Source organism: Clostridium sp. ZS2-4, assembly GCF_026719745.1.
Taxonomy (GTDB): Bacteria; Bacillota; Clostridia; order Clostridiales; family Clostridiaceae; genus Clostridium_H.
Map to the genome: position 1 here is coordinate 161,505 of NZ_JAPPRQ010000015.1, position 14,195 is coordinate 175,699.

Sequence of the window (14,195 nt, forward strand, 5' to 3'; positions counted from 1 at the left end):
TGTAAAGTTCTGGTTGAAATAGTCGACGATTGTATGATAATATTTATATTAATGGAAGGTGATAAAATGACTTATAGAAATATTAACATTAAAGGTATAGAAATATATCATCCTAAAAATAAAGTGCACAATTCATTTTTTACCAATCACTTTGAAAAACAAGCTGAAGAAGTAGGTAAATTAATGGAGCATTTAGGTAGAAAATACAGATATTTAGGAAATACGGACGAAGAAAATTCATTAACGTTAGCAATTGAAGCATCTAAAAAAGCTATAAAAGATGCCAATATATCTCCAGAAGATATTGATATGATAGTATTTACTTCAGATACACCTGAATATACTTTTCCATGTAATGCATTAAAGATAAATAATGCAATTGGAGCGAAGAATGCACATATTGTATATGATTCAAATTCAAATTGTATTGGTATGTTAACAGCTATGGATGTGGTATGTAGATATATGAAAAGTAATGAAACCGTTAAAACAGCATTAGTTGTAGGCTCATTAATGATAAGTTCCGTAGTAAATCATAATGATACATTGACTTATCCTACTTTTGCTGATGGCAGTGCAGCAATTATACTGGAAACAGTTGAAGAAAATGAACTTAGAGGATTTATAGATTCTAATACATTTACAAACAGTAATTATCACGAAGTATTTTTAAGCCCTGTATGTGGCTTATCTAAACTACATAAAGAAAATGTACAGTTAACAGATAAATACTTGCGCTGGACAGCAGTTGATTTTAGTTTTTTAGCTGATAACTGGAAAATGATTATTGATGATATGCTTGGAAAATATGATTTAACACCACAGGACATAGGTCATTTCTTGTTTTCACAATTTTCAAAACCTGATGCAGAAGAAACTTTAAGAAAAATGAATGTGGAATTGGACAAATACACATTTGTAGGAGATGAATATGGATATACTGGAGTAACAAGTCCATTTTTTGCATTACATAGAGCTTTAAAAAATAACAAGATAAAAGAAAATGATTATGTAGTATTTTGTTCAGTAGGAGCAGGATATACAATGACATCAATATTGTACAAATTTTAATACAATAATTGGGGGAATAGTAATGAATACCAATATTGACACGATTATGGAATATCAGAGAAAAACTTATAAGTTAATTATTAATATTTATATTTTAAGTATTATTGGAGCTATAGTTGCATTTATGGGTCTAAAAACTTTAGGATTATATCCAGAAATTAAATGGAAGTATATAGTGGGCTTTATTATATTAGGTTTATCAGAAATCATACTATTTATGAGTACAAAAGATAATGTTTTAGATAGAACAAGAGCAAATGATAAAACATTCTCTAAATTTAAGGCTTTAGTAGGGTTGGGCTGTTTTGTAAATTATGTTTATATAGCAATTATGATACCTTCTAAAGAAATATGGGTGTGTGTATTTTACTTTGTACTACTAAGTGCATTATTTTTAGATAAGAAATTAACTATACAAGCTATTGCTTTAAGTGTTATTTGTGAAATAGTAGTTTTCAAAATTAATTCTTCAGTTATGCCATCACAAGATGTATTATTGAGAGAAGGGTTTATGAGACTTATTGTTATAGTTCTCATATCTTTTGGTATATATTTCTTTATGAATCTTTCAGCTAATTTATTAGAAAAAGTTGATGATAAAATGAAAATAGAAATTGAAAACAATGCAAAAACCTCAAAGTTATTTAATAAAATATCAGAATTCGCACAAACTTTATTAAGTTCAAGTGAAACTTTAACTTCTATCATAGAAGAAGAATACGGTTCTATTCAAGAAATAGCAAGTACTAGCACTGAAGTTAATAAGGACAGTAATGAAATACTGTTAAAGACTAAAAAAAATAAAGATAGATTAGATACATTGTTAAAATTGAATAAAACAGTATCTATAAAAGCTATGGATACAGAAACTTCATCCTCAGATTTGATAAATATAGCTAATGAAAATAAAAGTTCAATAAATAAATCACTGAATATTATAGACAATATAAAGGGGAGTATAGAAAATACTCTCAATGTAGCAAAAATATTAAATGAAAAATCTGATCAACTAGACAGTATTTTCAAGATTTTATCAGATATTTCAGAGAAAACTAATTTATTAGCATTAAATGCATCCATTGAAGCGGCAAGAGTTGGAGATAGTGGAAAGGGATTTGCAGTAGTTGCTAATGAGATTAAAAAATTATCAGAGAATACAAAGCAATCTTTAGATCAGGTAGGTTGTATTACGGATGAATTTAAAGATAAGATTAGTAAAGTAGAAAAACTTATGATAGACAATAATGGAAAAGTATTAGAAAGCAATAATATGCTAAACATGGTATCAGATAATGTAGAAGAGATGATGACAGTGCTAAATACTTCTGTAGGAAATATCAAGGATATTAATACGTCTACTGAAATGTTATTAACAGAAGTAAATAGTGTTGTAGATTTTAATTCTAATATATATGAAACAACTAGAGAGACCATAAATAAATTTAAAACTGTAAGTGAAGAGATTAAGCAAAATGTGAATTTAATAGAAGAAATATCAATTAATACAGAGAACTTGAAGGATGTAGCAATTGAAATGAATAGTCTTATTGAATAAAGAGTCTTATTGAATAAAGAGAAACTTAATTAAGAGGACAAAATATTAATAAATGCTTAATTCTAGAAGTAAAAAATAGTAGAATATATAAGTATATTTTGCTATTTTTTATTTTGATAAAAATAAAGTTGACTTACTAGTAAATTTATATTAGGATGATAGTGAATATAAGTGTTAGTTATTTAAAATAATAATTTTTTTTTTGCATACTTTACGCAAACGATTGCATTAATTCGGAAAGGAAAGATCTTATATGAAAAAAATATGGTGGAAAGAAGCTGTTGCTTATCAAATATACCCAAAAAGTTTTATGGATTCAAATGGTGATGGAATAGGTGACATACAAGGTATAATTGCTAAATTAGATTATTTAAAAGAGTTAGGTATTGATGTAATCTGGGTTTGCCCTATTTATAAATCACCAAATGATGATAATGGTTATGATATTAGTAATTATCAAGATATTATGGATGAATTTGGAGCAATGAGTGATTTTAATCAGCTGCTGCAAGAAGTTCATAACCGTAATATGAAGCTTATTATCGATTTAGTTATTAATCATACAAGTGATGAACACCCTTGGTTTATTGAAGCACGATCTTCAAATAATAATCCTAAACGTGATTGGTATATATGGCGTGATGGTAAAAATGGAGAAGAACCAAATAACTGGGAAAGTATTTTCGGAGATTCTGCATGGGAATACGATAGAATCACTAATCAATATTTCTTGCATTTGTTTTCAAGAAAACAGCCAGATTTAAACTGGGAGAATAGTGATATGCGTCAATCTCTTTATGACATGATTAATTGGTGGTTAGATAAAGGAATTGATGGTTTCCGTATAGATGCCATAAGTCATATAAAAAAAGAAGAAGGCTTAAAAGACATGCCTAATCTAAAAGGAATGAAATATGTTCCTTCATTTGATAAGCATATGAATGTACAAGGAATTCATATGTATCTTGAAGAATTAAAAATGAATACTTTTGCTAAATACGATATTATGACAGTTGGTGAAGCAAATGGAGTTAAGGTGGAGGATGCACCACTTTGGGTTGGAGAAGAAAAAGGAAAATTTAATATGGTATTTCAGTTTGAGCATTTAGACTTATGGAATTCTGATGCTAACAGTAAACTGGATGTTGTAGCATTGAAAAAGATATTGTCCAAGTGGCAAAAAGGATTAGAAGGCAAAGGTTGGAATGCATTATATATTGAAAATCATGATATTCCTCGTGTAGTTTCTACTTGGGGAAATGATAAAGAATACTGGCGTGAGAGTGCAACATCATTAGGTGTTATGTATTTTATGATGCAGGGAACACCATTTATATATCAAGGACAAGAGATTGGCATGACTAATGTTAAGTTTAAAACAATTAATGAATATGATGATATAAGAACTAGAAATATGTATGAAATTAAGAGAGAAGAAGGGATGCCGCCTGAAGAAATAGTCAAAATGATATGGAAGACATCCAGAGATAATTCTCGTACTCCTATGCAGTGGAACGAATCGCCAAAGGCAGGATTTACCACTGGAACACCATGGATTGGAATTAATGAGAATTATAAAGAAATTAATGTAGCAAAACAGGAAAAAGATCCAAGCTCTGTGCTTAATTTTTATAAAAAAATGATCTCTGTCAAGAAGGAAAATCAAGTGTTCACATATGGTAAATATGATTTGATTTTAGAAAATAATGAGCAAATATATGCATACACACGTACATTAGACAATGAAAAAGTCGTTGTGATTTGTAATTTAACAGATTCGGAGGCTGTATATGAATATACACCTTTAAAACTTACACATGATGAATTGCTGTTATGTAATTATAATGTTGAGGAACATGATGATATGACAGGTTTTATATTAAAACCATATGAAGCAAGAGTTTACAGAGTTATATAATAAAAATTTTAGAGGGTTAAACAAAAACTCATCCTTTCGTCAATTTAAGAGGTAATATGGCGAAAGGATGAGTTTAAATGCTTGGACTTTATTTAAGTCCCTTTATTTTACCCTTAAGGGCTTTTAGACGTGAATTTACATAATTAAGCAGCTCAGAATCATTGTTTTTTATATAATCTGGAGCTTTAGAAACTATAGAAAGAATGTCTAATTTATTTCCCTTTACTGTTTTAGAAATATTATAAGCTAAACATTCATTTTTTACTTTCCAATAGGTAGTATTGAATTCAGCTACGTGATTTTTAGTATAGTATCCTTTTTCAATACCAAACTCAAATAAATCTGCTGCTGATTCTAATTCGTCTAAGTCGGTAACTTGTAAAGTTTCGTTAATAAGATTTTCAAATGTTTTCATTATAGCACCACTTTCTAATGTTATAATAATATTTTAAGCTTATATTATAGTTTATATACTGGAGCATATAAACTATAATGCAATATAATGTTTTATTATGCAAAATAAACCAGTGTATAAATTTATTTTACAAAACAAGTCAGAGTTAATTGTAATACTCTATGTGGAAATTGTAAAGATATTATTTATTAATATTTTGATTTTTCGTTTTCAATTAAAAAATAATCCAGTAAAAATCTTTAATTAATTAGATTTATAAGTATTTTATCATATATTTTAACAAAAAAGGTTTGATTTTCATTATATATCTATCAAGAGTGGCATTGTAGTATACGATATTATATTATATTAAGAAAGTAAATTTATTTTACTAAACTATGTAAGTGAGAATAACCTTTTAGATAGTAGAACGGAAAAATAATATATGTTGACATATATGTACGTATCTTTAACTTAAGAGAAATAAATTCTGCAGACATTCTTTAGAGTACATAGACTAATAAGGAGGCATATTTATGAGAAAAATAAGTTCAAAGATAATAATAACAATTACAGTATGCTGTTTAATCATTTCTACTGTTATAGGAAGCATAAGTGTATATGAGAGTTCTAAACATTTAAAACAAGAATCAAAGGGTAAATTATTATTTATGGCTCAAAGTTATTGCAATGAATTTGATAAAACCTTAAATAGTGCAGAAAGTTCGGTAGATACTTTTTCAGCTAATGTGGCTGCTGCATTTGATTTACAAAAATTCAAATCAAATCCTAAAAAATATATAAAAGAGTATGAAATTATCATGGATTCTATAATTAAGAAAACAGTTGAGACTTTAAATGGAGTACAGGGATATTATTTAACTATTAATCCAAAATTAACGGGTGAGGCACGTGAAATTTGGTATGTAGACGAAATGGGGAATGGGTCATTTAATAGAAAAGATTCAGATCCAGATGGAGATTATATAACCTATTTTACAGAGGATAATGAATATATGGGATGGTATTATAATCCTATAAAAGAAAGAAAAGGAATATGGAGTGAACCATATGAGGAAGAAGATTTAAATAATTTAACTATTGTTTCATATACAAAAGCAATAGAAAAAGATGGGATATTAATAGGAGTAGTAGGAATTGATGTCAAGATTGATGACTTGAAGAAAAGTTTACAAGAAATGAAAGTATATGATACTGGTTATGCATTTTTACTTAATGATGATTATGATATACTAATTCACCCAAATTACAAACAAGGGGATAATCTTAAAACTGTAAATAATGGAGCATTTAAAGTTATAACTGAGGAAATGGATAGGAAGGATTTAGGATCCATAGAGTATAAATATGATAGCAATTGTTATTGTAGCAACGATCTTATTTTTTTTAGTCGCTTTAATAGTTGGAAAAGCTATTAGTGATCCTATTGCGAAGGTAACAGACTTGATAAGAAAAACAGAAGAATTAGATTTGGAGTATGACACAAGATATGAATTTTTGTTAAAGTATAAAGATGAAACAGCAATTATGGCTAGGGCTATGATTAATACGAGGAGTGTATTAAGAACATTAATAGAAACTATAATAAAGAGTTCTAGAGATATAGATAATCAATCAGGAAATTTAGCTTCAGTAGCACATGAACTGACTGCTTCATCTGAAAATGTATCCAGAGGCATACAAAATACATCCAAAGGAGCGGGTTCACAAGTAGAAGAATTACTAAATATTAATAGTATATTAGATGAATTTAGTAAAAAGCTTGGTAATACTATAGAAGAAATAAGAGAAGTTGATTTAAATGCCAGAGAAGTTGAAATCATGGCTAATGCAAGTAGTAAGGATATGCAGGTTTTAGCAGAATCTGTGGATAAAGTAAATATAGTGTTTAATGATTTTTCTAATAAGATTTTAAGCTTTGGTGAAAATATAAAGCAAATAAATGAAATAACAGGTATTATACATAGCATTGCAGATCAAACAAATTTATTAGCATTAAATGCTTCTATTGAATCAGCCAGAGCAGGAGAAGCAGGAAAAGGATTTGCAGTAGTTGCTTCAGAAATTAGAAAGCTTGCAGAGCAGTCAAAGAATTCAGCTGAAAATATAAATTCTTTAATTAATGCTGTCTCTGATGACTCAAACCAAATGCTTGAAACTACGGATAATATGGAAAAACAACTTATTGATCAGGTTAGAGTTATAAGTTCTTCAATGAATTCATTTACAAATATAATAAATGGAATAGAAAAGACTGTTCCTAAAATTGAAGAAATTAATATTTCAGCTTCAAGTATAGATAAAGAAAAAGATTCTATTATACAGAAGATAGAAGCAATTTCTACAGTTGCAGAAGAAATTGCCGAATCATCTGAACGAATATCATCATCTTCAGAAGAAATGAATGCTTCTACTGAAGAATTATCTACAGCAGCAGAAGTTTTAAGTAACATGACAGAAGAAATGATGGAACAGATAAATAAGTTTAAAGTATGATTGTAAATAAAAGGGGACAGTTCTGTAAAATTAGTTATTTCAAAATAACTAATTTTACAGAACTGTCCCTGTTTTATATTATAGTTCATATGCTTGTCCTGAACTATTTTTTTCTTATTTAATACTTCCGGCTGTAATAGATTTAATAATATGTTTTTGAGCACAGAAGTAGAAGATGATTACAGGAATAATAGCTAAGATTAATCCTGCTAAGGCAAGGTGCCATTGTTTTGTATATTCACCAAAGAAGAAGAATGTTTTTAATGGTATAGTTTGAGTATCTGGTTTGTTTACAACCAATGATGGCAATAAGAAGTCATTCCATATCCAGACAGTGTTTAAAATAGCTACAGTTATTGATATTGGCTTTAACAATGGGAAAATTATATACCAGAAAGTTTGAAATTTTCCACAGCCATCTATCATTGCTGCCTCATCTAATTCTTTTGGAATACTCTTTAAAAAACCATGGTACAGGAATACGGATAGTGAAGTACCAAATCCAAGATACATAAAAATTAATCCACCGATATTCAATAAACCAAGTTTTCCCATTACTCTAACTAATGGCAGCATAACTGCTTGAAATGGAACTAACATTGATGAAATAAACAAGAAGAAAACAAATCCACTGGTTTTAGTTTTTGTTCTTTCAAGCATCCAAGCAGCCATAGATGCAAATAGTACTATGACTATAACGCTGCCTACAGTTATCAATAATGAATTAGTAAGTGCGCTGAAAAAATCCAGTCTTTCAAAAGCCTCTTTGAAATTATCGAAATTCCAAGCAGCAGGCCTTGATAATGTACTTTGGAATAATTCTTTTTTTGTTTTAAAGGCATTTACAATTATGATGTAGAAAGGGGATAAGTATAATAACCCTACCAAAATACTTACAATGCTTACTAATATTGCAGCAATATTAAATTTCTTCTTAAGTTCCATTATGCTTCCACCTCGCTTTTTTTAGAAAAATATACTTGAGTTAGAGTAATACCGCCAACTATCAAGAAGAAAACAACTGCTTTTGCTTGAGCAACGCCCATTAAGTTAAATTTGAATGCAGTATTATAAATGTTCATAGCTAACATTTGAGTAGAATTAGCTGGTCCTCCAGCTGTTAGTGATAAGTTTTGATCATATAGTTTAAATGAATTTGATAATGTTAAGAATAAACTCACTGTAAATGCTGGTCTAACTAAAGGTAATACGATGTGTTTAATCTTTTGCCATGCATTAGCACCATCAATTTGTGCTGCTTCAAGCAATTCTGGTGAAATGTTTTGCAGTGAAGAAATATAAATAACCATTATATATCCTGCCATCTGCCAAGCCATTAATATTATAAGTCCATAAAAACCTGTTTTACCATCAGACAGCCAACCTAATAACCATTTTTGACCAGTAGCATTACCTATTGCTGAAAATACCTGAGTGAAAACAAATTGCCAAATAAATCCTAAAATAAGTCCTCCAATTAAGTTTGGCATAAAAAATATTGTTCTAAGAGTATTACTTAACTTTGATTTTCTTATAGCAATTATAGCTAGAAGAAATCCTAAAACATTTAATACTATAACTGACAATATTGTAAATTTAAGTGTAAACCAGAAAGATTGTGCAAAACTTGGATCATTAAAGGCTGTAATGTAGTTTTTAAATCCAATCCATTTGACATCTGATTTTATACCATTCCAGTCTGTAAAGGAATAATAAATTCCAAGTAATAAGGGTATAAGTTGTACTAGAGTAAATGCAATGAGAACTGGTCCTACAAAAAGCCAAAATGATGATTTATTTTTCTTCATAACCCTCTCTCCTTTTTGATATAGCTTAATCTTAGTTAGTGAAAATCCTGGAATAGTTTGGAAAAACTTTTCCAGGATTATTTTTTATATACATTTAGTGAAAAAGTTTCAAGTTCAATTATTTTCTAGACTCAGCCCAAGTCTTTTTAGCATTTTCAACTAGTTTATCCCAAGTTATATCTCCAGCGATATATTTTTGAATATCAGTACCTAGCTTATCCATTCCCCAGCCAGTTGGATATCCCATGAATACCCATGGCATTGTGTTACCTTCGTTAGAGTATCTTAATACTTCTTTAGCTAAAGGATCGCCTGGTTGTAAGTTGTCGCCTTCATATCCTTTGAATGCTGGTATGAATTTAAAGTCTTTTATAATCATTTCTTTACCTTTATCAGAAGTATATAACCAATTTAAGAAATCTTTAGCAGCTGTTTTAGTTGCAGCGTCTTTAGTGCTGTTAATAGCCCAATACATTGGTACTCCAACTGGAATTGCACCTTCTTTAATGCCATCTAAAGGCATTGGAAGTATTCCCATATTTCCAGCTAGTTCTTTATCTACACCTTCAACTGAACCATATGCCCAGTTACCTTGTTGAATTACAGCAACTTTTCCTAATGCAAATTTTTGTTCAACTTGAGTTGAATAGTCAACGACATTGATCGTTTTGTTTGATCCATCTGGTTTATAACCGTATTTAATTTGTAAATCTAAAAGTTTCTTTAGACCTGCATTATGTTTAAAAGCAATTGTTTTAGCATTAAATGTGTCAACAACATTTTTAAATTCATTTGCAAATGCAACATTTGATAGATGTAAGCCTGTTACCCAAGTTTCTTTACCAGGTAATGCAAATACTGCTTCCAAACCTAGAACTTTTTTCTTTGAATCTAGTGTTTGAACTGCTTTTTCTAAATCAGCATATGTTTTTATAGAATTAGGATCTATACCTGCTTTTTTGAATAAGTTTTTATTGTAGATGAATCCATAACCTTCTTGGTTAAATGGCATACCATATAATTTTCCATCAAGTTTAACTGCTTCCAATGTTCCATCGTAAGCTTTGGAAACCCATGGTTGGTCTGATAAATCTTCAAGTTTTTCCTTCCAGTCAAGTGTATCTTGAGTACCACCTATATTGTATATTACTGGTTCTTGACCAGATGCAAATTTTGATTTTAATGCTGCACCATAATCATCTCCACCACCAACTGTTTGCAGGTTGATAGTAACATTTTTATGTTCATTCATATATTCCTTTGTTGCTTTTTCTAGAGCGTCTTTAGCTTCAACTTTGAATTGAAAAATATCAACCGTTACTTTTTTTTCTCCTGAATCTTTTGCAGTATCATTGCCAGTTTTTCCACAACCGGCCATAATTCCGCCTGTTAATGCTAAAGCGCAAGCTAAAGCTAAAAGTTTTTTAATGTTTTTCATAAAATCTCCTCCCTATTTATTATACGTATTTAATAGTTAACATGGGAAAACGTTTGCACAAATTAATTGTAATACTATTAAGAAAATTTGTCAATTACATTTTATTAATTTTGTAATAAAAATCCATATATTTTTTCATAAAATATACATAACAAGTAAAAATATTACTTTATGTAATTGAGAAGAATTATAAGTTATTCAAATAATTTCAAAAATACATACAAAATAATAGGGACAGTACTTAAAATCAGTTATATAAAAACAAATGATTTTAAATACTATCCCTAATTGAACATAAAATCAAAAACCTATATCATTAAATGAAGTTGTATCTTTAGAGCTATAATATCTTATATATTTAAGTTTTAAAGCTTTTTCTTTTAAGATAACATAGCTTTTAAATCTACTGAAGGATGATTTGGATAATCTACAACATTGCCTTCCCAAGTTCTGATTTTTACTGAATCTTTTCCTCTAGATATCAAATATTGAGGTAAAATAGGGGTTTTGCCTTTACCTTTTGGTGCATTAACTATATAAGTTGGAATAGCCATTCCAGAAGTATACCCTCTTAAATATTCCATAATTTCTATTCCATCATCTATTGAGGTGTTGAAATGGGTTGTACCAATTACATGTTTGGCATGAAAAATATAATAAGGTCTAACTCTACATTTTAATAATTCTTGATTTAACAGTCTCATTACATATTTATCGTTATTTATTCCATTTAGCAGTACACATTGATTTCCAAGAGGGATACCTGCATTTGCAAGTTTTTCGCAAGCAGCTTTTGATTCTTCTGTTATCTCCAGTGGGTGATTAAAGTGAGTATTAATATAAAGTGGATGATATTTTTTGAGAATATTAACCAAATTATCAGTGATTCTTTGAGGCATTGTAACCAAGGTTCTTGTTCCAAGTCTTATTATTTCAACAGTAGGAATTGAACGCAGTTCAGAAAGCAGCCAATCAATCATGTTGTCAGATAAAGCAAATGAATCCCCGCCTGTAATTAATACATCTCTGATTTCTGGAGTGTTTCTTATATATTCTATGGATTCTTGGAGTGTTTCTTTGCTTTTATGACAATCAGAAGAACTTATATTCCTTCTTCTTTGACAATGTCTGCAGTACATGGCACATTCATTTGTAACATTTATTATAAGTCTATCTGGATATCTTCTTGTGATTGAACCAGCTGGGTTAGTAAATTCTTCTCCCATAGGGTCTGTATCGCCTTCAGCTACAAGTTCTAAACCAGTTGGTATTGATTGCAATTTTACTGCATTAAATTTATCTTCATCTATTAAAGAAAGATAATAAGGTGATACTGCCCATCTGTATTTTTCACCTACTTTTTTTATGTTTTCGATTTCATTATCATCAAGGTCAATTAGTTTTGCTAATGTATCTATATCAGTTATTCTATTTTTTAACTGCCACTTCCAATCATTCCAATTATCTTCTGTTGCATTAAAGTAAGATAATATTTTATCTTTTTTAGCAGCAATTTTCTTTTTTTGTTCGGTGCTAGTACCTTTCTTTAAAGTGTCTTTGATTTGAAGATAATCATCAATCCTAGATTTTAATTCCTCAGCTCTTTTTAATGAAATTTCTCTTTTGTCGATATTATTCATATATCCGCCTCCTTTTGAGTTTTATTGAAGTGTTTATAATTTTAACTTGTATACCTTAGAAAATGGTCTATAAGGAATGTATACAAAAATATTTGAAAAGTACTGAAATTTTTGTTCGAATTATTGAAAGGTTAAGAAGTAAACCTATAAAAGTTGGTTACCATTATGCGTCTTATTTATAAAGTGAAATAAATCCTGCAATATTTATTTTAATATATTATAAAGAAATATACAAGGAAAATTTGATACATTCGTTCTAAAAGGCATGTTTAGGGGAATATAAGGGATAAGAAAAAAGTTGTTTTAAATAAAATATTCCAATATATGAAGGAATAGGTTCATATATTGGAAACTCAGAAAATATATAATGTTTTGCAAAGTAAAAATCTTTGTCTGATGTATGCAATTATTTGATTAGACAATCTTCACTGATGTACCTATTGAAACCAGATTATAGAGCTCAATAATATTAGAATTGTTTAAGCGAATACATCCATTCGATATAGCCTTACCGATAGAAGAGGGATTATTAGTTCCATGGATACCATAGCCAGAAATAGATAGTCCTAACCATCTTGCGCCAAAAGGACCACCAGGCTTGAATGCTTTGTTAACAATTTTAAAGTTTCCCTTTGGTGTAGGAGTAGAAGGTTTCCCAACTGCTGCAAGATAGGTTCTATATATTTTCCCATTTTTATATAAAGTGAGTGTACGAGCAGAAGTGTTGATTAAAATACTGTATTTACTTGCAGGAAAGCGAAGTAAATATGGATTAGTATAAGTGTATAAACACATAGTAACCTCCTTGTAGTTTACAGTTTAAAGACGACAGTTTACAATAAAAGGTGCTAGGTGCTAGGTGCTAGGTGCTAGGTGCTAGGTGCTAGGTGCTAGGTGCTAGGTGCTAGGTGCTAGGTGCTAGGTTAATTTATATAGATAGTTGTACCTTTTGGTATATTGTTATATATATACTTAGCATTAGCAATAGAAAGTCTTATGCATCCATGAGAGAGTTTGGAGCCTAAAGTTCCATTTGCAATTGTTCCATTTCTATATAATAAAACTGTATGGAATAGATAGTTTCCACTTATTTGAGTATAATATTTACACATAAGTTTAGGATTATCTTTAACTATAAAGCTGTTGCCTTTGTTTCCTACGTGAAAAGTTCCTTTTATTGTTGGAGTGGAAGGTTTGCCCACAGTACAGAGCATATTTTTTATCAACTTCCAATTACCATTAAAGCATTCAAATATATAAACTTTGGGACTCTTAGTATTTACCCATATATAGTATTGAGTTGGGCTATTTGAGTCTCTATCATTTATAAACTTTTCAGGGTAATTTGATGAACTTGCAGTAGATTTATCAATGTTCTTTTGAGGAGTATACATAGTCTTCTTAGTAGGAGGTAAATCAAGCTTTGCCAGAGTTCTTTCTCCTGCAATGCCGTCAATTGTTATGTTATTTCTTCGTTGAAAATCATAAACAGCATTTTCGGTTGCAATACCAAATATACCATCCACCATAAGATTATATCCAAACTTGTTCAATTTTTCTTGAATAGTTTTTACACTTTCGCCTTTTGATCCTATTTTAAAAATATTAGGTTCTTCATTTTCAACTTTAGATGGCTGCTTTTCTAATACTTTATTCTGGGGCTTTTTAGTGTTTTCTTGTTTTATCTCTGGAACAGTTTTGTTAATTATTTTTATGTTTTCTTTTGGATGTGTATTTTCATGATTTGTATTTTTGTTTAGCTTCTCTTGTGGAATTGGGTTGATTGTACAGGCTGCAAAGAAAAATATTACTATAAAAGATAAGGTTACAGATAATTTTTTAATTTTCATAATA

Annotated in this window: 12 protein-coding genes; 5 read left to right on the plus strand and 7 right to left on the minus strand. The window is 29.4% G+C overall.

All coding sequences use genetic code 11. From position 1 onward, the window contains the following. Positions 1-33: 33 nt before the first annotated feature. The 3 genes from OIO11_RS03310 to OIO11_RS03320 all read left to right on the plus strand — a co-directional run bounded on the left by OIO11_RS03310 (position 34) and on the right by OIO11_RS03320 (position 4,544). On the plus strand, positions 34-1,071 hold the full coding sequence (locus OIO11_RS03310; RefSeq protein ID WP_268069937.1) for a ketoacyl-ACP synthase III: 1,038 nt from the start codon (positions 34-36) through the stop codon (positions 1,069-1,071). Between the two features lie 22 nt (positions 1,072-1,093). After that, positions 1,094-2,626: a methyl-accepting chemotaxis protein gene (locus OIO11_RS03315; protein ID WP_268069938.1), complete on the plus strand. Its 1,533-nt coding sequence runs from the start codon at positions 1,094-1,096 to the stop codon at positions 2,624-2,626. A gap of 253 nt (positions 2,627-2,879) precedes the next feature. After that, positions 2,880-4,544 carry a glycoside hydrolase family 13 protein gene (locus OIO11_RS03320; protein WP_268069939.1) on the plus strand — a complete coding sequence of 555 codons (1,665 nt, stop codon included), beginning with the start codon at positions 2,880-2,882 and terminating at the stop codon, positions 4,542-4,544. 88 nt (positions 4,545-4,632) lie between these two features. Here the strand turns inward: OIO11_RS03320 and OIO11_RS03325 are convergent, their stop codons facing one another. Then, entirely contained in the window at positions 4,633-4,959 is a 327-nt protein-coding gene (locus OIO11_RS03325; protein WP_268069940.1) for a hypothetical protein, read from the minus strand. A 515-nt stretch (positions 4,960-5,474) separates the two neighbouring features. On the opposite strand from OIO11_RS03325, the gene OIO11_RS03330 reads away from it, so the two are divergent. After that, entirely contained in the window at positions 5,475-6,377 is a 903-nt protein-coding gene (locus OIO11_RS03330) for a PDC sensor domain-containing protein (RefSeq protein WP_268069941.1), read from the plus strand. After that, positions 6,307-7,455, plus strand: a complete 1,149-nt coding sequence (locus OIO11_RS03335) for a methyl-accepting chemotaxis protein (protein WP_268069942.1) — start codon at positions 6,307-6,309, stop codon at positions 7,453-7,455. The genes OIO11_RS03330 and OIO11_RS03335 overlap by 71 nt, the downstream gene beginning before the upstream one ends. A 114-nt stretch (positions 7,456-7,569) precedes the next feature. On the opposite strand, the gene OIO11_RS03340 is transcribed toward OIO11_RS03335, so the two are convergent. The 6 genes from OIO11_RS03340 to OIO11_RS03365 all read right to left on the minus strand — a co-directional run bounded on the left by OIO11_RS03340 (position 7,570) and on the right by OIO11_RS03365 (position 14,191). After that, positions 7,570-8,400 carry a carbohydrate ABC transporter permease gene (locus OIO11_RS03340; RefSeq protein ID WP_268069943.1) on the minus strand — a complete coding sequence of 277 codons (831 nt, stop codon included), beginning with the start codon at positions 8,398-8,400 and terminating at the stop codon, positions 7,570-7,572. Next, complete coding sequence (locus OIO11_RS03345; RefSeq protein ID WP_268069944.1) at positions 8,400-9,263, minus strand: carbohydrate ABC transporter permease; 864 nt, start codon at positions 9,261-9,263, stop codon at positions 8,400-8,402. The genes OIO11_RS03340 and OIO11_RS03345 overlap by 1 nt, the downstream gene beginning before the upstream one ends. Positions 9,264-9,381: 118 nt before the next feature. Continuing rightward, entirely contained in the window at positions 9,382-10,701 is a 1,320-nt protein-coding gene (locus OIO11_RS03350) for an ABC transporter substrate-binding protein (protein WP_268069945.1), read from the minus strand. A 380-nt stretch (positions 10,702-11,081) separates the two neighbouring features. Further along, entirely contained in the window at positions 11,082-12,341 is a 1,260-nt protein-coding gene (gene eam / locus OIO11_RS03355) for a glutamate 2,3-aminomutase (protein ID WP_268069946.1), read from the minus strand. A 414-nt stretch (positions 12,342-12,755) separates the two neighbouring features. After that, positions 12,756-13,136 (minus strand): L,D-transpeptidase, encoded by a 381-nt coding sequence (locus OIO11_RS03360; protein WP_268069947.1) that lies wholly within the window; start codon positions 13,134-13,136, stop codon positions 12,756-12,758. Positions 13,137-13,264: 128 nt separating this feature from the next. Next, on the minus strand, positions 13,265-14,191 hold the full coding sequence (locus tag OIO11_RS03365; RefSeq protein ID WP_268069948.1) for a L,D-transpeptidase family protein: 927 nt from the start codon (positions 14,189-14,191) through the stop codon (positions 13,265-13,267). Positions 14,192-14,195: the final 4 nt, after the last annotated feature.